Origin of the sequence: Novosphingobium sp. ZW T3_23 (genome assembly GCF_044987305.1) — a bacterium.
GTDB lineage: Bacteria > Pseudomonadota > Alphaproteobacteria > Sphingomonadales > Sphingomonadaceae > Novosphingobium.
In genome coordinates, this window is sequence record NZ_JBJDRF010000045.1 from 1 (window position 1) to 25,521 (window position 25,521).

The following is a 25,521-nucleotide window of genomic DNA, read 5'->3' on the forward strand; positions in this document are numbered from 1 at the left end:
GAGGGCATAGTTGCCGCCGGCGGCGAGGGTGCCCTGGGTAATGCCATAGGCACCGACATTGCTGGTGGCGGTTGCTGCGGTGGCCAGCGCGCCGCTGAGGCTATCGCCATTGACGAGGCCGTCGCCGCCCAGGGAGTAGGTCAGCGCGGGATTGGCATTACCATAGAGGCGCGAGAGCGCGTCGGCGGTGACGGTGAGGCCGCGCGGAGTGACGGTGAGGTCGGCGCCGGTGAAGGTAAGGGCATAGTTGCCGCCAGCCGCGAGGGTACCCTGGGTGATGCCATAGGCGCCGACATTGCTGATGGCGGTTGCTGCGGTGGCCAGCGCGCCGCTGAGGGTATCGCCGTTGACGAGGCCGTCGCCGCCCACGGAGTAGGTCAGCGCCGGATTGGCATTGCCATAGAGGCGCGAGAGCGCGTCGGCGGTGACGGTGAGGCCGCGCGGGGTGACGGTGAGGTCGGCGCCGGTGAAGGAGAGGGCATAGTTGCCGCCAGCGGCGAGGGAGCCCTGGGTGATGCCATAGGCGCCGACATTGCTGATGGCGGTTGCTGCGGTGGCCAGCGCGCCGCTGAGGGTATCGCCGTTGACGAGGCCGTCGCCGCCCACGGAGTAGGTCAGCGCCGGATTGGCATTGCCATAGAGGCGCGAGAGGGCATCGGCGGTGACGGTGAGGCCGCGCGGCGTGACGGTAAGGTCGGCGCCGGTGAAGGTGAGGGCATAGTTGCCGCCAGCCGCGAGGGAGCCCTGGGTGATGCCATAGGTGCCGACATTGCTGGTGGCGGTTGCCGCAGTGGCCAGCGCGCCGCTCAGGGTATCGCCGTTGACGAGGCCATCGCCGGCCACGGAGTAGGTCAGCGCCGGATTGGCATTGCCATAGAGGCGCGAGAGCGCGTCGGCGGTGACGGTGAGGCCGCGCGGGGTGACCGTCAACGTACCGGTGCCAAAGCTCACGTTATAGCCGTTAGCGCCCGACAGTCCGGACATCGTGATGTCATAGGCGCCAGCGTTCGCGGAGGCGGCCGCTCCGGTCGAGGCGAAGGTGGGCATGCCCGTCCAGTTGAGGCCGGAACTATCGCCTTGGTAGGCGCCACTGACGCCCTGGCGATAACCGGTGACCATGAACGCGAAATTCGGGGCGATGGTATCGCCATAGGTCTTGAACGTATTGAGCGGCGTCATCACGAGCGTGCCGGCACTTTCGCCGAAAATGTAGCGATTGCCGTTCGCTGAGATGCTTGCTCCGGCTGCGGTAGCCCAGACTGCCGTGTTCTGGCTGTCGAGACCGCCATAAGCGTTGTCCAGCGCATCGGGAAGATAGATCAACCAGCGACCTGCGGCATCGAGCGCCGACGCTCCCGCCAGATTGATGAAGTTGCCGCCTGCGCTGAGACTGATATTGCGAGCCGTCAGGCTGGCGCCTGCGAGAAGGGACAGGTCCCCGCCCGTGTTCACCGAGAGGTCGGCGGCGCTGGAATTACTGCCGAAGCTCGTGTCGAACGTGAAGTTGCCCCGCGCATTGATCGTGGTCGAAATGTCCGGATCGACCGAGGTGAGCCCGCCCAGGGTCGCCTGGACCATCGCGCCCAGATCGGAAATCCGGGTCTGGCTGGTGGTCAGGTTCATGAGGCCGGACTGGACGGAAAGGCCGAGGAGATTACCCTGGGGATCGACTGAGACTGCGTCCCGATAATCAACGCCGCTTACGGTGGAAGCCCCACCCAGTGTCAGGGTCTGGCCGACGCTGCCGCCGTCAGCAAGGGTGCCTACCGGTAGGATGGTGTAGTAATAACCGTTCGCCGCAGTCGCCAGCGTGCCGCCCGCCAGCAGCGAGCTGCCGCTATAGAGGTTGACGATGGCATTGGCCGCACCCACACCGCCGACGGTGTAGGCGGTGCCGGAAATAACCTGCACGCCGTTGGGGAAGAAGCTGGCGAGATAGGGATAGAGGCCATTCGTGCCGCCGGCAAAGGCAGAACCGAGACCTGCGGCGCTGCCCGACTGGAACTGCGCCGTGTTGAGCCCGGTACCGCCGCCGGAGCTGGTGGGGCGACCGGTGGTTTCCATGTCCCAGAAGCTTGACTGGACAGTCCCCCCACCATTGCTGCCGACAAGGCCGCCTTGGCTAGAGCCGGTGCCGCTGACCGGTCCAGTGGCGTAAGCCTGGGTGAGAGCCCCCCGGTTGTTACCTACGACACCGCCGACAGCAGAACTGCCGCTCACCTTCGAGGTCGCGTAAGCATTGCTGATAGTGCCGTTCTGAGCCCAGCCTACCAGACCGCCGATGTTCTGTCCGCCGCTGACGGAACCCGATGCATAGACGTTGGTGATGAGGCCGGCGCCATTGTAGCCGACCAGGCCCCCGGCGTTGTTGGCCGAGCTGTTGATTGAGCCGCTCACCGAGGCATTGACGATCACGCCGGCGTTGTAGCCAGCCAGGCCGCCTGCATAGCCGCCGCCCGAAATCGATGCGCCGGTCAATCCTATGTCGCGCAGGGTTCCGGTGTTTAGCAGATTTCCGATCAACGCTGTGTAATCGGCCGTGCGCGTAATCCGGAGACTCGAGATGGTATGGCCCAGACCTTCCAGCGTGCCGCCGAAGGTGGGAATGACTGCCGTGGTATAGATATTGGAGGCCGTCAGGTCCGTGGCCAGGGCATAGCGGCCCGTCGCGTTGTTCAAACCGGCGAGGTCGCTCATCGAATGGAGAAGCGTATAGGCATCGCCGTTGATCGACAGGCTCTGTCCGCTGTTCGGTGCGGCGGTGTAGCTGATGCCGGCGCCGTTTCCGAAGGTCAGGTTCAGAAGGCTAAACCCGCTGACCGTGCTGGTAGCTGTATTCAGGGCCATTTGGCCGGCGCCGCTCGCGATGATCGACTTGTTGATGGCGATGGCACTTGCCGCATTCAACGTCACGGCGGCATTGGTCGCCCAGTTGATGGGCGCGGCCACGGTTATTTTACCGCCGGCGTGAAGGTTCAGTCCGCCATCGACGGTCAGGGCCTGGTCGAGCGTGAAATCGCCCGTTGCGGTGACCTGCCGGTTCAGCCCCGAAAGCGAAGTCTCCAGCGCGGCATGAGCGCTTGCTCCGAAGGTTGCATCGAGATCCGACCAGCGCGTCCGACCGGTGTCGATGAGGAAGGTGCCCGCAATCGGGGTCTGGCCGGAGATGTTGCCGTTGCCGTCAAGCGTCAGCCTGTCGCTGTACTGGAGGCTGCCGGGGGCACTTTGGCCGCTGAGCGTTATTGTCTGACCGATGCCGGTGGCGTTGGTGAGCGTGCCGGCCTGGACGATGGTGTAGTAGTAGCCGTTGGCACCGGTCGAAATCGTGCCGCCGCCGATCAGACCGCCATTGGCATAGACGCCGACCTGCGCACGTGCTGCTGCGGCATTGCTTGCGTCATAGGCCGTCCCCGAAATCGCCTGCACGCCATTGGGGAAGAAGCTCGCAAGATAGGGATAGAGGCCGTTCGTTCCGCCGGCGAAGGCAGACCCGAGCGCTGTTGCCGCACCTGATTGGAATTGGGCAGTCGTCAGGCCGGTGCCGCCGGCACTCCCTGACTGTCCAGATGTCTGCAAATCCCAATAGGCGTTTGTTACGCTGGTGTTGTTGTTGATGCCGATCAGGCCGCCAGCCGTACCGAAAGAGCCATTCGTTGTAGTCACCGATCCGGTGGCGTAAGCGTTGCTGACTGTCCCGCCGTTAGCATAGCCGATCAGGCCGCCAGCGAGACCGTTAAAGCTGCCCGCCACCGATCCGGTTGCGTAAGCGTCGACCACGGTGCCTTCAACGCTGTAGCCGATCAATCCGCCAGCCAAACCGTTGGAGCTATTTGCGACTGATACCGATCCAGTGGCGTAAACGTTGCTTACAGTTCCACGGTAATTGTAGCCTATAAGCCCGCCTACGAGACCATCGGACCCGTCCGTTACTGAACCGGTGTTGTAAGCGTTGTTTACAGTGCCCAGGTTGAAGCCGATCAACCCCCCGACACCGTTGCTGAGACCATATCGACTGGTTACCGACCCCCCGCGCAGGCCGATATTGCGAACGACGCCCCCCGAATTGAGGGATCCGATCAGGCCGCCATTAGAACTGGAGTTGTTGCCGGCCACGGTCAGGTTCGAGATATGATGGCCCAATCCCTCGAGCGTGCCGCTGAAGTACGGGATGACGGCGCTGTTATAGGTCTCTGTCGATGCAAGATCGTTTGCGAGCGCATACCTACCGTTGGCATAGCCCAGACCAGTTAGGTCGCTCATTGAATAGAGCAGGCCATAGGCTTCGCCGTTGATCGCCAGGCGCTGCCCGCTGTTAGCTGTTCCGGTGTAGCTGACGCTCGCGCCATTACCGAAACTGAGATTAAGAATGCTGGCGTTTCCAATCGCCGTGGAACCGGCATTCAGCGCTACCCCGCCGGCGCCGCTCACGGTGATCGGCGCATTGATGGCAATGGCGTTCGCTGCATCCAAGGTGAGCGTGCTGCCCGACGACCAGGTGAGCGGTGCCGCCACGGTGATGTTGCCTGCTTGCGCGCCCCCCGTTCCGGTGGAGACGGTCACGTTGGCCAGCGTCAGCGCGTTTTGCAGGGTCGATGCATTGATGACGCTGTCATCGGCGGTAGCGGTGAAACCGCCGCTGTCCGCGGCGTTTGAAATGAGGATGTTGTAGGGATCGAGCAGCAGCGTGCCGAAACGGCTGCCGCGCAGATCCGCGATGCCGGTGTAGTTCAGCATCCCGGCTGAGGAAATCTCGGCATCGCCGCCGATGCCGATGCCCGCGCCGCGGGCGGACAGCCTGCCGGCAAAGTCGGTGCGCCGGTCCGACCATAGAACGATTTCGCCGCCGTTTCCGGCACCGGTTGCGTCGGCCTTGATGCTGCTGGCGCCATCGGCGCTCAGCGTCTGGGCGTGCGCAAGCTTGCCCTGGCCCTTCGCCTCGCCGCCGATAAGGACGCTGCCGCCACCATGGGTGCCCGACACGTCGATGCTGGCGCCGGTGAGAGCGATCGCATCGCCGGTCAGCACCACGGTGCCACCCTTGCTCTCGAAGCCCTTGGCCTCGATCACGCCCGAGAGGTTGACCGTGAAGCGCGCGGCATCGACGGCCTGGGCCGCGCTGATGACCACCGCGCCGCCGTCGGCCACGACCCGGCCCGGCATGGTGATGCCGCTGTCGCTCGCGGGCAGGGCGACTTGGAGGAAACCGTCGCCTTCCAGATCGAGCGTCGCACGGGTGCCCGCGCCAAGCGCTACTTTGCCCAGCGGCGCCAGGATCAGGCCGCTGTTGTCCACTTTGCCGCCGATCAGCGCGGCGAAGCCGCCCTTGACGATCGAGATGGTTCCTTGATTTGTGACCGATCCGCCCCGCCCGAAGACGTTGATCTCGCCGCGCATGAACTCCGCATCGCCGAGGTCGAGCGTCGAGGCGACGAAGCCTGCCGCCTTTACCGATCCGGTGGGGGTGATGAGGATGCCGTTCGGGTTGACCAGAAACACCTGACCGTTCGCATTGATCTGTCCGGCGATCGTGGAACTGGTGCCCCCGGTCACGCGGTTGAGCAGGGCGGAACCGGCATTGGGCTGGAGAATGTCGACCCGTCCGCCGGCGCCAACCGAAAAGTCGTGCCAGTTGATGACGGCGCGGTCGCTGCCCTGGGTGATGGTCATGGCGCCACCGGAAGGGGCGCTGATGGCAGCGTTGCCGGCGGCGACCTGGCCGCCGCTCGGAAGTTGCTGTGCTTTGGCCGTGACCGGCAGCAGGGCGGTGGAAGCGAGCAGGGCGAGCGCGAAATTGCGGTTCATGGTTCTGGTCCTCAGAACTGGGTCAGGATGCTGAAGGAGACGCGGTCGGTTTCGCGGCGGATTCCCTCGATTTTGGCGCGGCCATATTCCAATGTGGCGGAAACGCCGGCGCTGCCGCCGGCTGTCTGGCCGTTCACGCGCAGGCCGAGGCCATAGGCAGTTGCGCCGGTATTGCTGCGTTCGACCACGGTGGGGCGCTCCAGATGGACCTCGCCATGCGCCGCAAAGATGTAGGGGGCCAGGCGCGAGAACATGCCGCGCGTGTCGAGATCGAACGGAGCGAGAATCTCTCCGCGCACCACATAACCGCTATCGCCCTGAAGCGTGCCCGAATAGAGCGGGGAGAGGCCGTCGGCGCTGGCAATGCCGATTTGCTCGGCATTGGCCATCACCTGCCCGAACGCCGTTTGCGCGCGGCCGTTCGCTGACAGCGCAAGATGCGGCGCAACAGGTTGATCGATCCCGGCATCGATGGTCAGCTTCTGGAAGTCTGCATCGGTCCCGGCGCGGGAAAGCGGCTGGACCGGAGTGGCTTCTGCCGCCGAGCGGGCGCCCAGCGCGTCGATGCCGGACGAGAACTCCACTCGCAGGCGGGCCATGCCGTTGCTGGGCAAGGCCGCGCGGCCGTCGATTGAGCTCCTCAGCACGCGGAGGCGGTCGAGCGAGATCGGCAATGTCAGCGGATCGATGATCTGCACCCGTTCATTCTGGACGTCGAAGGTCACTTCGCCGACGAGGTTGAGAGCGCGGCTGCGGATGAAAGGATAGTTCAGGCGCGTCGAAAGCCGCTTGAAGTGCGTGCCGAATCCGGGCGCGGTGTCTGCATGGCGTGGTGCCGTTCGCGCATCCGTGCCCTCGACATTGAGACGCAGTCCATCATGGCCGATCGGCACGATGGCTCCGGCAGCAAGCATCCGGTTTCGCGGTGCCGGATCGAGAAAGCTGTTGTCATGGGTGACGTTGGGAATGCCCGCTGCGCGCAGATAGACCGTCTCACCCGCGCCTAGCACCCCGTTGAAGGTCACTCCGATCGCGAAGTTCTTGCCGCCCAGGGCGCTCGGCAGGCTGTTGTCTACCGAAAGCAAGGCGTTGGTCGGTCTATAGGTTCCCTCCACCACCAATACGGTACCGCCCGGCGTTTCGCCGGCGGCGAGCGTCGAGCGCAGGGTAACACCCGGCACGTCAGCCGCGAGAAGCAGGCGGCGTTCGAGATCGGCCTGGGTCATGTCCGTGCTGCCTTCGAGCGCAGCCAGCGTCGCCGCGATGCGTCGCTGCACGGGGCGGGGCAGGCCGGTTACATCGACACGCTCGATAAAGCCTTGAACAGCTATCAGCTTGAGAGTGGCACCTTTATTAAGGCTTTGGGCCGGGACGGTAATGCGCGTCAGCACATGGCCCTGGCGGGCAAAATCCGCCTCCAGGGCCCGCGCAGCGCTGAACACTTCGGACAGCTTGACCGGATGTCCGACGAGTGTCTCGCGCAGGTTGGCCAAGGCCTTGGTGTCGAGATCGGCACCTTCGACACTGACTTCGCCCAGGCTCAGTTCGATTTCCTCGGCGCCTGCTGGCGCTTGCGCTCCAGACCCTTGCGGAATGACGATCGGAGCATCGACCCTTGGCGGTGGCGGCGCGAAGGTCGGAGGGGTGATCTGCGAAGCTGTCTGGGCGTAAGCCAGCGAAGGCATTTCCAGTGCGATCATCATGATCGTTCCGCCGGCCGCAAGGCGCTTCATCATCGGTGTTCTGTCCTGTCATCACGTAGGAAGTCATTCCGATGCCAGGAAGGCGCCGGGCGAGACGAGATGGCGTCTCAGTCACGACCGCCGTGTTTCACATCATGTGCCAAACGGGGCGTTAACTTCTCTATAGATAGGAAAACGTTGATAAGACGTAACATCGCGGTTTTTTCCGGCCGTGATGAAATGATCACGAAACAAGGTATGTGTGTCGTCAAAGGCCTCTATTCGGCGAGAGAGGGCTGTCCTGGCAGTGGCGTCTGAATGGGCTTCCCTCGGCCGCTGCTCGCGGGCTTTGGTGTGCATCACGAAGATGTGCTGCGAATAGGCCGTTATTGGGCAGCGTGCTGCGAAACTTGCAAAGATTTAATCCTGGCGCAGATGCCCTGATGATACTTTGTCAATGCGGCGACCAACATTCCATTATGTCGATGCGAAATGTCGGCCGAATGGATTATTCGGGCTGCCGGGATGTATGTCCAGGCCGCATGCGGCTAAAGATCTCGGCACTTGCTCAAGCAATGAATCTTCAGCCCGGGTCCCGTACTTTCGGAACTTGCATTGTGAGTGCACCTGCGTAGTGTCGGGCGTGCGCTTATTTTCAGCGTAGAGGCGTGCCAACTTCCTCTTGAAACTATCGCTCGGCGCGAAAGCATCCGGGCCGCCAGCGTGAATGTCCAGGCCTTCGTGGCTAAAGACGCCGGTACTCGATTTCAAAACGTTGGCTTCGTCCGGTTTAGGCCGGGTGAACTCCGTGTGGAGAAAGCCCATGAAGATGGGCAACGAGAGCGCCCGCAACTGGCGGAGTGCATCAGCTGCGTACGTTGCTGGACGGGCATCGTCATGCGGCTGAACCGGGCATCGGAAGACTGTGCGGAAACGCGCGTCATCTGCGAAGGCGAGCCCCTGCCGCCGGAGGACCGGCTCGTCAGGCGTGATCCCGACTGGCTCGAGGGTCTCTACCACGCGCATCGTGACAGGCTCGTGCGTTTTGCGGTCCGTCATACTTCGGCCGACCGCGCCGCCGATATCGTCCAGCAGCTTTTCATGCGGCTTGCCGGACGAGGAAGGGACGATCCGCTCGAAGTCGTCGCCCCGGCTGCGTACCTGAGGCGGGCGACGATCAATCTGATCAGGGACGAGGCGCGCCAGGCGGTTCGGCGCTGCGCCGAATTCCACGACGATGGAGTGGATGAACTTGAGGGTTTCGATACCGTTGCGGCCCTTGAAGCGAGGGATACTCTCGCGCGCCTCGAGGCGATCATGGCTCGCCTGAAACCCAGGACCCGGGAGATATTTCTCGCGCACCGGCTCGACGGCTATAGTTACGGCGAGATAGCGACAAGGACCGGGCTGAGCGTGAAAGCGATCGAGAAGCATATGAGCAAGGCGATCGCTCACGTGTCGCGGCATTTGAAACCGTGATCGTCGCGGCGGGAGCAGGGCCGGTGCCGCAATGAGCATCGAGCAGGAAGCGGCTGACTGGTTCGCGGTCATGCGCGGGCCCGACGCGGAAGCCTCGTGCGCCGCCTTCGAGGCCTGGCGCATGGATCCGGCGCGCGCGCAGGCCTATGAAGAGAAGCTACGGGCCTGGGACACGACGATGTTCCTCGCCAATACCGCGACGGGCAAGCGCCGTGGTCTCGAAGGCGTTGGACGGCGGAAATTTGCACCCCAGGGTTGGGCATGGGCCGCAGCGGCAATCCTCGCTGTCGGCGTTGGCGCCATGCTGGCCATCAAGGTCGCGGGCGGTCTGGATGCGCAGGCGGGCTCCCACCGGCTCGTGTCGGCGGCGATGGATGAGGCGCCCCGAACCATTCACCTTCCCGACGGGTCGAATGTCACCCTTGATCGCGGGGCGCGCCTGCAGGTGGCCTTCGATGAAGGAGGACGGCGGCTGCGGCTCCTTGCGGGCCGGGCACGCTTTGCCGTTGCCCATGACACGAGCAGGCCGTTCATTGTCGAGGCGGGCGGGGGCAGTGTCGAGGCGCATGGTACCCTCTTCGATGTCGCGCTCCTGCCGGGCGCCGCCGCCGATGTCTCGCTTCTTGAAGGCGCGGTCGAGGTTCGAAGCGTCCTTGCGGGAAGGCGGGGTGTTGATCTCAAGGCCGGGGAAAGCATTTCGTTTGCCGGTGGGACGCTCGGCAAACCTCGTGCCATCATTGCCGCAACGCTTCAGTGGCCGCGCGACATGATCGTGTTCGACGGTATGGACCTGGTTGCCGCCGTCGCGGCATTCAACCTTACCAGTCCTACCCCTGTCGTCATCGAAGGCGACGCGGCGGCCGGGATGAGGATAACCGGTTCCTTCCGGCGCTCCGATCCGGAGGCCTTCGCCCGGCAGGCAGCGCTAACCTTCGGCCTGGTGGTACAGGCGCGGGAAGAGGGCACCTTGGCTCTGGTTCGTCCGGGGTCAGAAGAAAGTCAAAAAAGGCGGTAGGGTAGATTCGGCACCAGGCCGTTCCCGTCATGAAGGATCCAGCGAACAGCGGTTCTTCGGGATGGGAGGTCACCAAGTGCGTTACCGTTTTCTGGCGTGCTGCAGCCTGACTGCAGCCGCAATGGCATGCTGCGCCCCTGTCGCGGCGCAGCCTCAGGCAAGTGCCGGGGTACTTGAGCGGCACCCGGTTCACATTCCGGCGCAGCCACTGTCGAGCGCGCTTCGCGAACTCGGGCAGATATTCGCTGCCAACATCAGCGCCAATGACGCCGAAATCGCCGGTCGCAGTGCGCGGAGCCTTGATGGTGACTACAGCCTGGAAGAGGCGCTTCGCGTGCTTCTGGTCGGGACTGGACTGAAGGCGAGCGCGAGCGGATCCGGCTTCGTGGTGGGGCCGCGGGAGCCGGACGGCGGGGCCGGGGACGGGATCGTCGTCACGGGAACGCGCATTCGCGGCGCGGCCATTGCCTCGACAACCCTCACGTACGAGCGCGAGGCGATGCGCAATGCTGGGCAGTCGTCCGTTGCAGACGTCTTGCGCGCGATCCCGCAGAACTTCGGCGGCGGCCAGAATGCCGGCGTGGGCTACAATGTTCCGGGTGGGCGGGGCGTCGACCTCGACGGCGGGACGTCGATCAACCTCAGAGGGCTTGGCAGCGATGCCACGCTGACGCTGCTCGACGGCCGGCGGATGAGCTATGCCGGGGTTACCCAGGGGGTCGACGTCTCCGCCATTCCCTTCGGTGCCATCGAGCGCATCGACGTGGTTCCTGACGGGGCCTCGGCGCTGTTCGGTTCGGATGCGGTGGCAGGCGTAGCCAACATCGTCCTTCGTCGCCGTTTCGACGGTCTCGAAGCGAGTGCACGGCTTGCCGGTTCGACGGACGGCGGCAACTTCCAGCAGCAGTACGGCGCCACGGCGGGCCGGACCTGGCAGTCGGGAAGCGTACTTGCCGCGTACGAGTTCGCACGCACAACCCCGATCAAGGCGGGTCAGCGCTCCTACGCCGAAACGCGTACCCCCGGGGTCACGCTGACACCCTATCTGCGTCACCACAATGCCGCGCTCGTTGTGCGGCAGGATCTAGCCGCCAATCTCACCTTCGATCTCGACTTTCTCTACAACAAGCGCTGGTGGGAACAGACGTTGCCGCTCAATGCGTCCGGCGACCTTGCGATCAGCCGCGTCGATTTCGCGCGAGGTTCGGAGGCCTGGGGCGCGGCGCCGTCGCTGAACCTTGCGCTGCCTTCCGACTGGCTGGTGACGCTGGGCGGCAGTTATGGCTGGAATCGCTCCGCGTTCGGCGGTGTGAACACGATCCGCGGAACTCGGAGCGAAGCCAGCTCCGGCGTCTATCGCAACACGACCCGGAATATCGAGCTCTCCGGCACCGGCAGGCTTGTCGAACTTCCCGGCGGCAGCGTGAAGGCTGCGCTCGGGGGAGGATATCGTCGGAATGACTTCCGGCGAATGGGCTCGGCGCCCGGTGCCTCTATCGAGGCTTCCCAGGACAGCTACTATGCCTTCGGTGAGCTTGCCGTTCCCGTGTTTGGCGCGGGTCAGCTTCCCGCCTTCGGCGAGCAGCTCGATGTCAGCCTTGCCGCGCGCTACGAGCGTTATCCCGGCGTCGGTTCAGTCGTAACTCCCAAGTTCGGGGTGATCTATTCGCCGACCAGGGATCTTTCGGTCAAGGGAAGCTGGGGGCGTTCCTACCGCACGCCGACGCTCTACGAGCAATTTCGGCCGGCGACAGTGTTGCTATACGCCGCCCCGGTGCTGGGCGGAAACGGCGGCGGAACAGCCCTGCTGGTCTCCGGTGGCAATCCTGATCTGCGGCCCGAACGCTCGACCAACTGGTCGGCCACGCTCGATCTTCATCCCCGGGCCCTCGAAGGGTTCAAACTTGAAATCAGCTATTTCGAGATCCGTTACCGCGACCGGATCGTCACGCCGATCCCTTATACCGCGCAGTCGCTGTCGAACGCGGTCTATGCCCCTTATGTCACGCGCGATCCGGACCCTGCCCAGCAGGCAGACGCGCTGGCCCGAGGGGCAACCTTCACCAACTATTCCGGGGCCGATTACGATCCGGCCACGGTGATCGCCATTGTTGACAATTCCAACATCAATGCCGGACGCCAGACGGTGCGAGGGGTCGATGTGCAGGCCGACTATCAGTTCGATTTGGGCAGAGGGGTGCTGCGCACCGCCTTCAACGGCAGCTACATCGAAAGCAGGCAGCAGATCGCGGCCGGGCAGGCGGTCACGCAGATGGCAGGGACGATCTTCAACCCGCCGCATTACCGGGCCCGCGGCGAGGTCGGATGGAGCGACGAGCAGTTTTCGTTGCTCGCTGCGGTGAACTACATCGGTCCGGTCCGTGATATCCGCTCGGCTTCTTCGCCTCGGATCGGCGCCATGACGCCGGTCGATCTGACCCTGCGTTACCACCTGGACCGGAACGACGCGGGCCTAAGTCCCGCGAACCGGCGAAGCGCCCTGTTAGCCGGGATCGAGGTGATCGCTTCGCTCCAGAACGCCTTCAACGACAAGCCCAGCCCCATCGCGGTCCGGGCCTATACCGATACCCCTTACGACAGCACCAACTACGCGCCTTTCGGCCGCGTCCTCAGCCTCACGGTGTCCAAAAAATGGTAAAGCTTTCTTCCAGCCTGCTCGCACTGGCGGGCGCTCTTTCTAGTGCGGGGCAGGCGCGAGCAACCTGCGACGACCTCCTTCCTTCGGCTCAGGCACTGCGGTCGCCGGAGTTGTCAACGGGGGCGCCTTCGGCGCCATCATCGGGGTCGTCGTCCCGGGCATCAGGCCGGACCATGACCACGATGGATCTCGCCCGGATCCGCGATGTCGGCGACACCGAAGTGATTTCGAATCCCCAGAGCCCCTATGCGCTGTCGCCCGACGGGAACAGCATCGCCTTCGTCATCACCCGAGGCGATCCGAAGGCGAATGCCTATTGCTCGGCGCTGGTGGTCATGCCGCGCAGGGGCGGGGGCGCGCCGCGGATCATCGACCGCGGGGGAGCGATCCCGCGCCTCGCGGGCGTGTTCCGCGACCTCTACATCGTCACCGGCTTTCCCGACACGATCGTTCCCGCCTGGTCGCCGGACGGAACGTCGATCGCTTACCGCAAGGAAGTGGACGGCGTTGTCCAGCTCGTTTCCGCGAAGGCCGACGGAAGCGGCAGCCGCGTGCTCACCCATGAAGGCAGCAATGTCGAGAATTTCACGTGGCTCCCGGATTCCGGCGCGCTTGCCTACTTCACCAGGCCGGGCCGGGACGCGGCAAGGCAAAGGATCGTCCGTGAAGCCCGAACCGGCTGGCTTTACGACAAGAGTATCCTGCCCATGCAATCCTGGGAGCCGCAGCCGTGGGCAAAGGATCTGGCGAGGGCAGCCTTTGTGATCGAACTCGCAGGTTCCAGCGTTCGCCAAGCGACGCCGGAGGAAGAGCGGATCATAAATCCGCCGCCGGCAGCGGGATCCCCCTACGAGCTTGCCGCTCGGGCCATGAACGGCGCATCGGCATGGACAGCGCCGGTCAATGACCTTCCCTATGCCAAGCGGCGGGTCTGGGCGCGACTGCCCGGCGGCAGGGATATCGCCTGCAAGGCCGAGGGCTGCGCCGGCAAGATCGGCCGCCTGTTCTGGGAACGTGACGGCAAGTCCGTCGTCTTCCTCGCCCGCGAAGGATGGAACAGCGAGGAATTCGTCCTCTACCGCTGGGTGCCGTCAAGCAATCGCCTTACCACCATCTTGCGTACGAACGATGCCCTGACCGGATGCATCTTTGCAGGTGACGAACTCATATGCGGCCGCGAGAACGCCGCCACGCCCCGACGCATCATGGGGGTCGATCTTGCGTCGGGGCGCAGCCGCCTCATTTTCGACCCGAACCCGGAGTTTGCGGACCTGAACCTCGGGAAGGTCACGCGGCTCAAGGTCACCAGCGATCGCGGCTATCCCGCCTGGGCCGACCTCGTGCTGCCACCGGATTACGACGGCAAAAGCAAGTTGCCTCTCGTCGTCGTGCAGTATCGCAGCGCCGGCTTCCTGAGGGGCGGGATCGGCGATGACTATCCGATCTATCCCATGGCCGCGAAGGGCCTCGCCGTGCTGAGCTTCGATCGCCCGCCGTCCGTAGGCAGCCAGGACCCTTCCGTAAGGACATTCGAGCAGGGCCGCGCTACCGACTGGAACGGCTGGGCCGATCGCAAGAACACGCTTTCTGCGATCGAGGCGGGCATCGATGCTGCCGTGGCCACCGGGACGATCGATCCCGAACGCGTCGGCATCAGCGGTCTCAGCGACGGTGCCTCAACCATTGAGTTCGCGCTGATCAATTCCCGCCGCTTCAAGGCAGCGGCCATGAGCACATGCTGCGACGACCTGTTGACCCAGACCGTGCTCGGGGGCTTCGCATGGGGCGAGGAAATCCTGCGGCGGGGCGTCCCGCCTTCGGTCGACAACGACCGGGAGTACTGGAAACCCATCTCGCTTTCGATCAACGCGCGCAAGATCGATACCCCGATACTCATGCAGTTGGCGGACCGGGAGGCGTCGCTCGGGCTACCGGCCATCGGCGCACTGACCGAGGCGGGCAAACCTCTCGAAGTCTATGTTTTCCCGGACGAGTATCACAACAAGTGGCAGCCGGCGCACCGCCTCGCGGTCTATGATCGCGCCATCGACTGGTTCAACTTCTGGCTGCGCGGCTATCAGGATCCGGTGCCCGGGAAACGGGAACAGTACGCGCGCTGGCGGGAGCTTGCGCGCAAGGCACCGAAAAGAGGGGGGCCGATCAGCCCGTGATCCCGCGGGCCCAGATCTCTACGTCCATCAGCCTGACGATCCGGCTGCATTCTCGTCCCCTGAAGGGAGTCGGATCGTCCAGAGCTGCTTCGACGGCAGCATTATCGATCACGCCTGCCCCGGCCAATAAACCGCCGAGCAACCGATCGCGGATCATCTCCCGGTTGGCCTCGTAAAGCTGCACGATATAGCTGTCCGGGATGCCCTTGCTGCGCCGCCAGATTACTTCGGGCGGCAGCATGTCCGAGAAAGCGCGACGGGCAATGGCCCGGTTGCATCCGCGCTCGATCCATTGCCATGGTGCGAGCGACAGGCAGTGCTCGATGAGCGGCTGGCTCACGAGCGGAGACACGACATTCGACTTCGCGCCGTGGGGGCCGTCCTCCATGAAACTCTGGGCGCCGATGAGCTGCGCGATCTGAGCAGACCGACCCGGTCGCGGCGGATTGCCGGCCGACAGCCAGGGGTGCAGCGGTGGCCGGTGCGCTGCGGCAATGGCTTTCGGTGACAGCATCTGCTCGGCGGCGGGCCAGCGGTAGGGACGCGAACGTTCCCAGGCGCGCCGAACGGCTTTTCTCGCTACCCGCGATGCCGAAGCATGGGTGAGCGCCGCTATCTCGTTGCACGTGCGCCGGAACACGCTCAGCCCTTGCCGATCAAGCAGGCAATCTGCGGCGGGCGAAGCCGACTGCAACGAGCAGAAAACATTGTCGCCGCCGCCGCCGTCGACGATCGTGTCGCATCCGAGCTCCTCTGCAATGTCTCCGGTGGTCCGATAAAGCATCTGTTCGAAGCTGCGGGCGACCGGACGCGGTAGGTGGGTTGTAGCCGGCAAGTCCCGCAACAGTGAGCCTTCATCCATCCTCCTTTCCGCAAGGGTGAGCTTGAGGCGCTCGCAGGCGGCCCGGGCATAGACGCGTTCGTCACCGGCCGATGCCGGGGCGACCAGGTTGAGGCATTGGGCGTCCCGGCCGCTCGCGGTCAGCGCAGCAGCGACAATCGACGAATCGAGCCCGCCCGAGAGCATGACCAGGCATCGATCCATGTCATCGGTTTTCGCCTGGACGCAGCGGATCGTTTCTTCGCGAAGCTTTGCTGCGGCTTCCTGCGCGCCAGGCGGCGCTCTGCCCGCGATCACGAAATCCCACGGCGACCAGAGGACATGATGCTCGGCCCTTCCGCGAAGGAAATGGGCCCGTTCGCCGCCGCGCACCTCGCAGACGTCTTCGAGGCAGGTTTCCCGCAGCCGCATGTCGGCGAACACAAGTTGCCGGGCAACTGCGTCGTAGTCGACAGACCATGTACCTTCCGTACCGAGCTGCAGGGTGTCGATGTCGGAGGCCAGACACGCATGCTGGTCGGCGGCGCGATAAAGACAGGGCAGCGTGCCGAACGGACTGCGCAGTACCGCCGGGCCCTCGGCAAGCGGTATCAGTGCGATGTAGTCACCCCAGTACTTGCCGAGCAGGTGTCTGCCGCCGCTATCCAGGATGTACTCCGTCTCGGATCCGGGCAGCGACAGCACTCGCTTCGCGCTGGTCCGCGAAAACAGCGAGCCGAGAATGCAGCCCGATTTTCCGATCGGGATTGCCTTCGAAGGCGTCTTGCTTGCGGCGAGCAGTCCGGGGCGGTCCAGAACGACGTAAAGGCCGTCACGGCGGAGGCGCCCGAGGAGGCGGTGTTGCCGCGCCTCACCGAGCCCGATGGCGATGAGATATTTCTGAATCACAGTACCGCGATCGGCGTGTAATGGGCGGCGATCTCCAGTCGCTCGTTGACCAGCACATCCCGCCACTGAACCCAGGCATGGGCCCGGAACGGCGGCATGCCGACGGCGATCACGATATCGGCGGGAATTCCGGCTGCATGGAGACTGCGTGCCGCCGCAATCGCATAAGGCAGGCACAGGTCATGGGAGCCGAACATGCGGGCGCAGGCCTCCTGCGCGCGGGCGACCGCAGCAAGAGCCTGCCGCGTGGTAACCGCGCCTGCCTCTCCATCCCGTGTCGCCGCGGCCTTGCAGCGCGCGAGGGTCGCTGCGGTTGCCGGTAGGCCCCGCAGGCGCAGGCTCACGCGTGCATGGAGCAAGCGCCAAGCGAGGGCGGCGACGTCACGTCGGCGCAAGGGGTTGGACATCTGGTCGAACGCGCTGCGATGCGGAGTTTCTGCAGTGCAGGGGGCGAGGCTCAGCGGCGCGTCGCCCGGGTCGATGATCCGGGCCCCTACCAAAATGTCCCGTTCAGTCCGCGAAATCGGATGACCTGCCAAAGCCCGCCTGAAAACATCCTCCGCTTCGCGCGATAGGCCAAAATAGCGGTCGGCGGGCAGGTCCAGGAAGACGATGCGGTCTCCAAGGGTGCAGAAGGATAGGCCTCTGCGCAGCGAAGTCGACATGATGCGTTCCCCCGAGAATGTCGTGGGCAGAAGGATGCGCGGCTCCCGCCGCGCATCCTCGTGGGTCAGTCGTCAGTGAGACCCGGCTGCTCGAGAGCCAGCACGAGATCGTTGCCCTGGCCGATCGGGCCCCTGGTTTCCGCAGTGGCGGAGCCAAGGTCGATGACAGTGTCTTCGCGTTCCATTTCAGTCTCCTTCTTCAAGCGCCGCTATATTGCGACTCAAACAAGGTGACTCGGATTGCTGATTATAAAAAATTTATAGTTTTCCTATATTCTGATTATATCTACCTCTTAGTTCAGTCTGTATTGTAAATTAGCGAGACTAACCTCCGTGCGTTGGTTATTCTTTTGTGGTGGTACGCTCTGATGGTGCGAGTGAACGCTTTACGGTCGTCATGTCTCGTGTCGTTAATTGACTTGAGTTCCTCCACGACGTCATCGAACAGCAGGCTTTCCGCTGCGCGGGCGCTCGCCAGCCGGTCATTGATCATGACGAGCTGGGCGAGAAGTTCCGGCCGCTGCGACGAGTCGGCGATAGCGATGAACAAACCGGCGGCGCCATCGGCATGGGAGGCGCCGGGCCAGTCCATCGGCAGAGCCGGGTCCCTGCTTCCCGGAACGGCATGGCCCAGGCGCAGCAGTTCGAAGTTCAGACGGTAGAGGTCGATGAGGATCGTTTCCGTCATCACCGGCAGGTGAAACCCCGTGTTGAGCCGGATCTCGACCAGCCGCTCGCCTGCCAGCCGCAGCAATGCTTCGCGTATCGGGGTGACACCGGAGACGAGATCGTTTGCAAGCCTCGCCGGATCGAGCCGCTCGCCGGGAGTGATCGTTCCGGACAGCAGCAGGCGCTTGAGATCGTCGTAGGCCTGCGAGGAGCGGGGACCGGCGTTCATCATCCGCTCCGCTGGCGCGCCGCATACGCGGCTGTAGCGCTCGCCTGTGCCGGAAGCAGCGCGTCAGCCGCGCCGCGGCCCGGCGCGGGGCCGTTACCGAGCAGGACCGATGGACACAGCCCTTCGTGGTTACCGAGGTTCGGACGGTGCTGCCGGTAGCCCACCAGCGCGGCAAGCTCGGGGGAAAACCGACGGGCAACCGCGGGCGGATAGGCAAGCCACTGATTCTCGTATGGTTTGAGCCAACCGAGAGAGTACCCCGCGATCATCCCGCGCCGGATGTCGCCGCTGGTGTTGGCGCCCGCGCCGTGAAGCGCCGAGCCCAGGAAAACCAGCGCATCGCCCGGTTCCATCTCGATCTGCAGCCCTTCGCTGTCCGGCGGATCTTCGCCCGCGGCCGGACCGTGACTACGCGGCCAGATCCAGGTGGCGCCGTTTTTGCGGGTAAAGGGCGTGAACGGCCATATGACGTTGACCAGGCATTCGGCAGCGCCCGGGCCGAGCCTCCACATGTCCTGGTCGCGGTGCGGCATCTGCGCCAGCTCTCCGGGATGGATCGCTATCCCTTGCGTCAGGTTGAGCTGGATCGTGTCGCAGGCCGGAGCAAGGATGTGCTCTGCCGCCTGCAGGATCGCCTCGTGCTGTACAAACGCCTCGGCATGCGCCGAACGCCGCAGCAATCGCCCGAAGCGCCTGGTGCGGTTGCCGTAGAAATGGCCGGCGCAGAAAGGCGTATTCTCGAAGGCGGGCGCGAGATCGCGGTCGATCGCTTCGACCTTTTCTGCCGGCATCGCTCCGGTCACCCGGCAGAAACCGTTGGAGAGAAGCGCCTCCGCGATCTTGCAGGCCTGATGTTCAGTGGAAGACATCGTATGCCTCCCGCCCTGCGCACGGTGCAATGAGGCCGCAGCGCTGCAGCAGGGCCGGGGTGTCCTCGTCGATCTCGATGGCCATCGCGGATAATGTGCGCCTGCCTATCTCTCGCGGCACCCCGAGCGGGCGGCATCGCCAGCCGAACGAAAGGACCTGGCGCATCCATGCTATTTCCGCGACGCCGGTGAAACGCTCGATGCCGCTGCGCAGCGCGAATGTAACAAGCGCGTGTATCAGCTCGTCACGGTCACGCCGGCGCCGGGCCGCCGAAGACCCGCGGTCGAGGCAGAAGCGGGTGATCTCCAAGGTCGTGGGACCACGCGGGATTTCCTCCTCGCACAGGCCGGCGAACAGCGCCGACAGGATATGCGGTCCCGTGGTCGGCAGCAGGCGGGCCGACGCCCGGTGAGCGCCGTCCTCGCCGCTGAGCACGACATAGGTGGCAGGTTCCATGTCGAACTCGTCGAGTTCGAAACGGCCGGCGATCACCGGAAGGTCCCAGTGCAGCAGATCGATGAACACGCGCTTGCGCGCCTCGAACATGCTGCGCAGGACCTTCAGTTCGGCGGCGCCGGGTGCATTGGGCAGGCAGTGGATCATCGCGAATCTCCAAAAAAGGGTTCGCAATCCTGCCTGCCGTCCGGCGCGGCCCGATAGGGGCGGTTCCGTCCCTATCGGGCGCAGCGAACCTCATGATAGCTGATCGCTCCGACGCGACATGCGAGGAACACTGCCTGTGGCCTTTTCACCGCACCAAGCCGGGCACAGGCGCCGCTGATATGGCGCCGGACGCTGCCCTCCCTGATCCCGATGATCTGGCCGATTTCCCAATCGGTCTTGCCGGCCGCGACCCAGGCGAGGCATTCGCGCTGCCGCCGGGTCAGCGGCGCGCTTCGCATCTGCTTCATGAATTCTTTGTATCCTATCAGCCGCCGCGCTGCCTTGAACGCATCGTCTGCGATCAGCCGCGCCAGGATGAGCCCGTCCTCATCGAGCTTGCGGCCCGGGATTGCGGCGAAGGAGCACGATGCCTGGATATCGCCCGGCATATGCGCCGGCACGGTGAAGCCTTCCCCGAGGCCGTGCCTTTTCGCGAGTTCCATGTGCCGCTGGTCGGTGCGGCTGAAATCTATGTACTGACCAGCCTCGCTCCACAGAAACGCCTCGTGGGTTCGACCCACCGCACGGTGTACAGGATCGCGGCCGCTAAGGTGGTTATCGTCGTAGAACTGCACCCAACTCGGCGGGTAATTGCACAATCGCAGCGTCAGCTTGACTTCGCCCTGTTCGACGTGATGGCCGAGAGCGTAGTAATCGCAGCCTATCGACCTCGTGATCTCGGCGAGGGTAATATCCAAATCATCAAGGTTTGCCGCGTTCTCGATCCGGTTCCGGAAACTCCTGTATGTTTTTATGAAGGCCATGCTTCGCCTCGGTTCGCCGCGGCGTCTCAAGCCGCCAGTTTGCGCCGAACCGTCCCTTGCCCGTTCTGGCGCATTCGGCTCCGGTCTTCGTTCCGGAAACGAAGCGCGATTGCAGATGACGCCTATCCTATAAGTTGCGGCTCCGACGGCAAGACACATTCTGTCATGAAATCGTCATGAATAGGGCTGCTGGGTGCGGCACTTCAGGCATTCGCGGCGCAGGCCATGACGCCCGCGACTGGCGCGATCCTCATTCCTATCGCAGTCTTGCCGGTATAGATCGGGCCGCGCTTGCCTGGGAATGGCTGCGCCGCGATCAAGGCTACATCGACTGGTATGCGCGCGCCAGCGAGCTCACCCGCTCAGGATGGGACGGAGGCGCCGCCCAGGCGTGGGGGCTCCACTTTTGCCGAGGATCCCGAGGTTTCCGCCCCGGGGGCACAGCTTATCTGGTCGGCCGATATCGACCCCGGAACCATTGAGGTCGAGGCACTACCGGCCGGGCGGGATGGCGACGACACCATCGATCCGGCGGCATTTGCCGAGTGGCTGTCGCTTGTTCGGGCCGAAGACGGCAAGGAGCATGTCGTCATCAGCGACGGGCGCCGGCGGATCAGGCTCGATGTCACTGCCGGTTCAATGAGGAACGGGCCTGTATGCCTGCGTTACCGGCTCCACGGAATCGCTACGTTACGCGCCCGAGTGCTTCCTCTGCGCCGGCTTCTTGCTTTCTGCGACCACCGGCGGTTTCTGGCCTCTCTTTATCCAGAGGATCCTAAGATGGCGAGGCTAGTCCAGATGCTCAGAGTTCACGACGGGCTCGTTGCCGGCGCGAGCCTCGGAGAAATGGCCAAGGTCGTTTACGCCAATGAGCCTGCCGATGGCCGTCGCTCCGATTCTTTGCGCTCGCGCGTACGGCGTCTTGTTCGGGAGGGTAGTATGATGGCCGCCGGCGGCTATCGCGGGCTGATGCGTAGTTGATTTGATTCGCGCTTACTTCGATTTGGCGAAGCTCAATGATACGTTGCCAGATCGGTCGTCACCCCCGTTGACGACCGATGCATTCTGGTCGAGGCTTTGTAAGCCCTCGAGGGTCGTCGCGGCTCATCTGCAGCTGACGCAAGACCCCTAAGGCTTCCTCTCAGCCGAGGATGCCTCGATTATGAAGCGGCAAAATCCTGAAAAGTAAAGCAGGATCCGAGTTAATCTTCGCCATTGTCCTTTACGCCAACGGTGGGAACATCGATCGTTTCCTTCTTTGTGCCAACCTCGACTTCCTTGCTGTCCACGTCAACCTTGGGAAGCTCTCCGCCCTTCACGCTGACTTCGGGAAGGTCGCCTTCCTCTACGTCAGCGCTCCAAAATCCGGTCGCAAACAACAGGCCAACGATTACAACGGCAATGACGGCTACCCATACCCAAACGTTAACGCCCTTACGGCCGGTGTGATCATATCGCGTATCTACCATGAAAACCTCCTCCCAAAAGATTCAAAGTAAATTTGCGAATGCCGACTTTGTTCCTCGTGAGAGTCGATCGCATTCGCCACGCCCTGCTCCTCGTGCGGGTGAAGGCGGTACCGGTCAGGCGGGTGGTATTTACGATCGGAAGGTTGCCCTCATCTTCCCTGAGGACACATTTGCGCATCAGGGCTGACATGCCACCGCCACGCGCCGGATAGTTTAGAAGTTGGCAAGGCGCACAGTCACACCGAGCGAGTCGATTCCGAATTGTACGCAGGATTTCGGCCGTGTTCCATGCTTTTGGGGTGCGGGAGTGGTTTGGGCTCTACCTGCCGGCTCCCAGCCAAAGAGGCTTTGCGGAACGTCGGCCGCGCACGGGCATTCAACCTGAGTTGGGAGAATGCCATGACCTACAGCGATAGAATGACAATGCTTGCCCGGCTCGGTTTCGCGGCCCGCGGCCTGGTCTATATCCTGGTGGGGTGGCTTGCGTTCGATGCCTCTCTCTCCGGCGCTGAACCCAGCGACAATCAAGGTGCGCTCGGCACCTTGAGCGATACCCAGCTGGGTCATGGAATTCTGGCGATATGCGCGATCGGTTTTGCGGGTTATGCGTTCTGGAGACTGGCAGAGGGAGCGCTTGATCCGGAAGCTCGCGGACGCACGAGTAAGGGCAAGTTCGAGCGCCTAGCCTACCTTGTCAGCGGCGCGGCCAACGCCTTGCTGTGCGTTATCGCTGGCAAACTCGCGCTTCGGCAATCTCCTGCCAACCACGGCAGCCCGGGCGACGAAAGCGCGCAAAGTTGGTCGGCTTGGTTGCTCGACAAGCCCGGCGGGGTTGCATTGCTTCTTGCCGTAGGCGTTGGGCTTTTCCTCGTAGCCGCGGCCCAGGCCATCAAGGCATACAAGGCCAACTTCGATGAAATGGGCGGTGACGTCCCGGCTCCATCCTATGTCAGGTGGATCGGCAGACTGGGATATGGTGCTCGCGCGGTGGTTTTCGCTATGATCGGTTGGCTGCTGATTTCTGCTGCACTTCAGCACGATCCGTCCCGAGCAGGCGGTTTGGGCGACGCACTCGCCGAATTGCGCGCGCAACCAGAAGGCGCGTGGATACTCGCGATAATCGGAGCGGGACTGAGCTTGTTCGGCGTTTTTAGCCTCGTCGAGGCACGCTATCGGCGCTTGACGGTCCCGAAGCTGCGAAGTCCGACCAGACTTCAATGAGCTCTCACAAGCAGCTACCTGGCGGATGAGGCCTTTTCATCTAGGGCCTACTCCGGCCGGACAATGCTGCCACATACCGCGCACTTCAGCTGTTTTACTCGAATTTCATGCTCGTCTTGGTATCGCTTCCGGTTTCACCCGAACATCATTTGTGCGAAACGCCTTGTGGCAGACAAGGAGGGCCAGGATCGGCATACCTCCCGGAGACAGGATGGCGTCTCGCTTGCTTTCTGATGAGTGTGGCCGGCTAGTTCATTTTCGAGACGCTACTCCGGGGCAAAGTGCTTTTGACACAGCCGCCGATCATCGGCAGGCCTTTGGTAACACTGCGCCGCCGCGCCAGAAAGCAGGCTTTCTGATCAAACGAGGTTATGGCGCAGCCGCAGATGGTGAAAAATCAAGCGCAGCAGGCCCTGAGCCTCTTTCCATATCGCTTCACAAAGAACGAACAGCTCGTCTCTTGCAGCCTGTCACCGCGCCGCTTTCCGCGGTGCGGCGTCCAGAATTTTCCAGCTGCATCATGCACTCTCTGGCCGCACACAGCGTTAGGATGCAAGCCGCCGCCTGATCATTTCAGACGGCGGGGACTTTTCCAGTCCGGGTCTTAGATCGGCGGTGTTGGCTGTTGCCTCGTCAGCGCGCTCTCTTGGTCATCGGGGCCAAGAGAAGGCAAACGATCTTGCGCGGAGCCCCCAAGATCGTCCTTCTTCTGTCGCGCGGTCGTCATCAGGTGGTCGGTCTGCTCCGATGACATGCGTGCCGGCGATTGCGGAACACCGCGGCAGCCTTGTCGAGCTTGTCCCGGAAGCTGTGGCATCATCTACGCGCGCCCGCTCTACCATGAAGTAGTTGGCGCGCACGGCATCGCGGCGGCGCTGGTACCGGCACGACGCCAGTCCATCGGGGGGCGGGGCCTTCGTTGGAGCTACCGCAGTGGAGCACATCATAGTGGATCCGGGCTGGAACTCGAGAGCGATCTCCTTACGTTGTAATTAGAGGATAATCGTGGAGATGAAGGAGACGAGGGCATGACCAGTGTGCCGATGCTTGAGGATGAACCTGGGCGGCTTGCCGCTCTCCAGCGCCTCGAGATACTCGATACCGAAGCGGAGGAGCCGTTCGAGCACATCGTCTCCCTGGTGCGCTCGGTCCTCAACGTTCCCATCGCGGCCGTGTCTCTCGTGGATTCCGATCGCCAGTGGTTCAAGGCCAGGGCTGGCCTCGAAGCCCGCGAGACGCCGCGCGATCTCTCGTTCTGCTCGCACGCGATCAAGGAGACGCAGCCGTTCCTGATCGAGGATGCTCTCAACGACGATCGCTTTGCAGGAAATGCCTTGGTGATCGGCGATCCCCAGATCCGCAGCTACGCTGGCGTTCCGCTGAGAACGCCAGAAGGCTACAACGTCGGGGCGCTATGCGCGATCGACCAGCAGCCGAGACACTTCACCGAAACCGAAGTGACGATGCTGAAAAACCTCGCGCGGATCGTCGAGACGGAGTTGGAACTGCGCAGGATCGCCGAGCGCGATGTCTTGACCAGTGCCCTCACCAGGCGAGCCTTCGCCGAGCGCGCGCTGGTAGAGATCGACCGATTCCATCGCTATAGCCGCCCCAGTACACTCGTGCTGGCAGACCTCGATCACTTCAAGGCTGTGAACGACACTTATGGCCATGCTGCGGGAGACTGCGTGTTGCGCGAAGTGGCGCGCCTCGTAACCGACCTCAAGCGCGATGCCGATGTCATGGGACGGCTTGGCGGCGAGGAGTTTGCCGTGCTGCTGCCGGAGACGGACGTGGACGCGGCACATGTTGCCGTCGAACGGTTTCGCAAGAAGCTTGAAGATCACCCAATTTCGCTACCGGGCGACCAAGTGGTGAAGGTCACCGCCAGCTTCGGGATCGCTGAGATGGAACCGGCTATATCTTCGGTGGAGGAGTGGCTCGCCGCTGCGGATCAGCCGCTCTACGCAGCGAAACGCTTAGGACGAAATCGAAGTGAGATAGCCAGCGGTACGTTTCCACAGCCTCCGATGCTGCCGATCAAAAAACCGATCAGCGCGAAGGCCGGCTTACGCGAGTTGTGCGAGAGGAAGCCTGAAAGGCGAGATCGGTAGGGTTGATCAACGTATCGCTCGCAAGTGCAACAATCGCATAGTTGTTCGCGGGCTCGGCAGGAGAAAATCACAGTCCATTTGCGTAGCCGAGCATTGCCGCACTCAAGCGGGCGAGGCGGCCTGACTTCGCTTGGCGCCCGCCGTTCGCGAGCATCATCGCGAACAGCTGCAGATGGAGTGGGCGTTCGCGAACTCGACAGCAACATCGGGGCTCCCCTCGAAAAAGAAAGCCAGGGCAGCCGAGCTTTTGTGTGACCGGGATGGTGTTTGAACCGGCGGCGAGTTCTTCCAGGTAAGGTCCTTGCTCGGATCGGAGACCT

Annotated in this window: 18 protein-coding genes; 8 read left to right on the top strand and 10 right to left on the bottom strand. The window is 63.4% G+C overall.

Annotated elements, in window-relative coordinates; genetic code table 11:
- Nucleotides 1–5,802: MBG domain-containing protein (locus tag ACI3K3_RS19050; protein ID WP_404916513.1), on the bottom strand; the 5,802-nt coding region annotated here is incomplete at its 3' end.
- Nucleotides 5,803–5,813: 11 nt separating this feature from the next.
- Nucleotides 5,814–7,538: a ShlB/FhaC/HecB family hemolysin secretion/activation protein gene (locus ACI3K3_RS19055; protein ID WP_404916515.1), complete on the bottom strand. Its 1,725-nt coding sequence runs from the start codon at nt 7,536–7,538 to the stop codon at nt 5,814–5,816.
- 567 nt (nt 7,539–8,105) lie between these two features.
- Here ACI3K3_RS19055 and ACI3K3_RS19060 point away from each other — a divergent pair.
- The 4 genes from ACI3K3_RS19060 (at nt 8,106) to ACI3K3_RS19075 (ending at nt 14,808) form a co-directional block, all read left to right on the top strand.
- On the top strand, nt 8,106–8,963 hold the full coding sequence (locus ACI3K3_RS19060) for an RNA polymerase sigma factor (RefSeq protein ID WP_404916517.1): 858 nt from the start codon (nt 8,106–8,108) through the stop codon (nt 8,961–8,963).
- Between the two features lie 31 nt (nt 8,964–8,994).
- The gene (locus ACI3K3_RS19065) at nt 8,995–9,978 is read left to right on the top strand and encodes a FecR family protein (RefSeq protein WP_404916519.1); all 984 of its coding nucleotides are present in this window, start codon (nt 8,995–8,997) and stop codon (nt 9,976–9,978) included.
- 121 nt (nt 9,979–10,099) lie between these two features.
- Nucleotides 10,100–12,637, top strand: coding sequence for a TonB-dependent receptor domain-containing protein (locus ACI3K3_RS19070; protein ID WP_404916521.1), 2,538 nt, complete (start codon nt 10,100–10,102; stop codon nt 12,635–12,637).
- Nucleotides 12,638–12,810: 173 nt separating this feature from the next.
- A complete protein-coding gene (locus ACI3K3_RS19075) occupies nt 12,811–14,808 on the top strand; it encodes an Atxe2 family lasso peptide isopeptidase (protein ID WP_404916523.1) in 1,998 nt (665 codons plus the stop codon).
- Here the strand turns inward: ACI3K3_RS19075 and ACI3K3_RS19080 are convergent.
- The 7 genes from ACI3K3_RS19080 to ACI3K3_RS19110 form a co-directional block, all read right to left on the bottom strand.
- On the bottom strand, nt 14,798–16,537 hold the full coding sequence (locus ACI3K3_RS19080; RefSeq protein ID WP_404916525.1) for an asparagine synthase-related protein: 1,740 nt from the start codon (nt 16,535–16,537) through the stop codon (nt 14,798–14,800). The genes ACI3K3_RS19075 and ACI3K3_RS19080 overlap by 11 nt on opposite strands.
- The gene (locus ACI3K3_RS19085; protein WP_404916527.1) at nt 16,534–17,202 is read right to left on the bottom strand and encodes a lasso peptide biosynthesis B2 protein; all 669 of its coding nucleotides are present in this window, start codon (nt 17,200–17,202) and stop codon (nt 16,534–16,536) included. Before ACI3K3_RS19085 ends, ACI3K3_RS19080 begins: the two co-directional genes overlap by 4 nt.
- Nucleotides 17,203–17,267: 65 nt before the next feature.
- Complete coding sequence (locus ACI3K3_RS19090) at nt 17,268–17,387, bottom strand: benenodin family lasso peptide (RefSeq protein ID WP_334185946.1); 120 nt, start codon at nt 17,385–17,387, stop codon at nt 17,268–17,270.
- A gap of 113 nt (nt 17,388–17,500) precedes the next feature.
- Nucleotides 17,501–18,100 carry a GntR family transcriptional regulator gene (locus tag ACI3K3_RS19095; RefSeq protein ID WP_404916529.1) on the bottom strand — a complete coding sequence of 200 codons (600 nt, stop codon included), beginning with the start codon at nt 18,098–18,100 and terminating at the stop codon, nt 17,501–17,503.
- Nucleotides 18,100–18,969, bottom strand: coding sequence for a phytanoyl-CoA dioxygenase family protein (locus ACI3K3_RS19100; protein ID WP_404916531.1), 870 nt, complete (start codon nt 18,967–18,969; stop codon nt 18,100–18,102). Before ACI3K3_RS19100 ends, ACI3K3_RS19095 begins: the two co-directional genes overlap by 1 nt.
- Nucleotides 18,956–19,573: an acyl-homoserine-lactone synthase gene (locus ACI3K3_RS19105; RefSeq protein WP_404916533.1), complete on the bottom strand. Its 618-nt coding sequence runs from the start codon at nt 19,571–19,573 to the stop codon at nt 18,956–18,958. Before ACI3K3_RS19105 ends, ACI3K3_RS19100 begins: the two co-directional genes overlap by 14 nt.
- A gap of 71 nt (nt 19,574–19,644) precedes the next feature.
- Nucleotides 19,645–20,397, bottom strand: coding sequence for an autoinducer binding domain-containing protein (locus ACI3K3_RS19110; protein ID WP_404916535.1), 753 nt, complete (start codon nt 20,395–20,397; stop codon nt 19,645–19,647).
- 176 nt (nt 20,398–20,573) lie between these two features.
- Here ACI3K3_RS19110 and ACI3K3_RS19115 point away from each other — a divergent pair, with 176 nt between their 5' ends.
- Both ACI3K3_RS19115 and ACI3K3_RS19120 read left to right on the top strand, forming a co-directional pair.
- Nucleotides 20,574–20,879 carry a transcriptional regulator domain-containing protein gene (locus ACI3K3_RS19115; RefSeq protein ID WP_404916537.1) on the top strand — a complete coding sequence of 102 codons (306 nt, stop codon included), beginning with the start codon at nt 20,574–20,576 and terminating at the stop codon, nt 20,877–20,879.
- 157 nt (nt 20,880–21,036) lie between these two features.
- Nucleotides 21,037–21,378: a DNA -binding domain-containing protein gene (locus ACI3K3_RS19120; RefSeq protein ID WP_404916539.1), complete on the top strand. Its 342-nt coding sequence runs from the start codon at nt 21,037–21,039 to the stop codon at nt 21,376–21,378.
- A gap of 221 nt (nt 21,379–21,599) precedes the next feature.
- On the opposite strand, the gene ACI3K3_RS19125 is transcribed toward ACI3K3_RS19120, so the two are convergent.
- Nucleotides 21,600–21,866, bottom strand: coding sequence for a hypothetical protein (locus tag ACI3K3_RS19125; RefSeq protein ID WP_404916541.1), 267 nt, complete (start codon nt 21,864–21,866; stop codon nt 21,600–21,602).
- A gap of 399 nt (nt 21,867–22,265) precedes the next feature.
- Between ACI3K3_RS19125 and ACI3K3_RS19130 the strand changes: the two genes are divergently transcribed.
- Both ACI3K3_RS19130 and ACI3K3_RS19135 read left to right on the top strand, forming a co-directional pair.
- Entirely contained in the window at nt 22,266–23,087 is an 822-nt protein-coding gene (locus ACI3K3_RS19130; RefSeq protein WP_404916543.1) for a DUF1206 domain-containing protein, read from the top strand.
- Nucleotides 23,088–24,115: 1,028 nt separating this feature from the next.
- Nucleotides 24,116–25,201 carry a diguanylate cyclase gene (locus ACI3K3_RS19135; RefSeq protein WP_404916545.1) on the top strand — a complete coding sequence of 362 codons (1,086 nt, stop codon included), beginning with the start codon at nt 24,116–24,118 and terminating at the stop codon, nt 25,199–25,201.
- Nucleotides 25,202–25,521 lie beyond the last annotated feature (320 nt).

Excerpts from the sequence above, each read along its gene's own strand:
- ACI3K3_RS19125 (WP_404916541.1), bottom strand. The coding sequence starts at position 21,866 with ATGGTAGATACGCGATATGATCACACCGGCCGTAAGGGCGTTAACGTT.
- ACI3K3_RS19105 (WP_404916533.1), bottom strand. The coding sequence starts at position 19,573 with ATGATCCACTGCCTGCCCAATGCACCCGGCGCCGCCGAACTGAAGGTC.
- ACI3K3_RS19130 (WP_404916543.1), top strand. The coding sequence starts at position 22,266 with ATGACCTACAGCGATAGAATGACAATGCTTGCCCGGCTCGGTTTCGCG.
- ACI3K3_RS19110 (WP_404916535.1), bottom strand. The coding sequence starts at position 20,397 with ATGGCCTTCATAAAAACATACAGGAGTTTCCGGAACCGGATCGAGAAC.
- ACI3K3_RS19070 (WP_404916521.1), top strand. The coding sequence starts at position 10,100 with ATGGCATGCTGCGCCCCTGTCGCGGCGCAGCCTCAGGCAAGTGCCGGG.
- ACI3K3_RS19055 (WP_404916515.1), bottom strand. The coding sequence starts at position 7,538 with ATGATGAAGCGCCTTGCGGCCGGCGGAACGATCATGATGATCGCACTG.
- ACI3K3_RS19095 (WP_404916529.1), bottom strand. The coding sequence starts at position 18,100 with ATGAACGCCGGTCCCCGCTCCTCGCAGGCCTACGACGATCTCAAGCGC.
- ACI3K3_RS19135 (WP_404916545.1), top strand. The coding sequence starts at position 24,116 with ATGACCAGTGTGCCGATGCTTGAGGATGAACCTGGGCGGCTTGCCGCT.
- ACI3K3_RS19075 (WP_404916523.1), top strand. The coding sequence starts at position 12,811 with ATGACCACGATGGATCTCGCCCGGATCCGCGATGTCGGCGACACCGAA.
- ACI3K3_RS19065 (WP_404916519.1), top strand. The coding sequence starts at position 8,995 with ATGAGCATCGAGCAGGAAGCGGCTGACTGGTTCGCGGTCATGCGCGGG.
- ACI3K3_RS19085 (WP_404916527.1), bottom strand. The coding sequence starts at position 17,202 with ATGTCGACTTCGCTGCGCAGAGGCCTATCCTTCTGCACCCTTGGAGAC.
- ACI3K3_RS19115 (WP_404916537.1), top strand. The coding sequence starts at position 20,574 with ATGAATAGGGCTGCTGGGTGCGGCACTTCAGGCATTCGCGGCGCAGGC.
- ACI3K3_RS19120 (WP_404916539.1), top strand. The coding sequence starts at position 21,037 with ATGAGGAACGGGCCTGTATGCCTGCGTTACCGGCTCCACGGAATCGCT.
- ACI3K3_RS19100 (WP_404916531.1), bottom strand. The coding sequence starts at position 18,969 with ATGTCTTCCACTGAACATCAGGCCTGCAAGATCGCGGAGGCGCTTCTC.
- ACI3K3_RS19090 (WP_334185946.1), bottom strand. The coding sequence starts at position 17,387 with ATGGAACGCGAAGACACTGTCATCGACCTTGGCTCCGCCACTGCGGAA.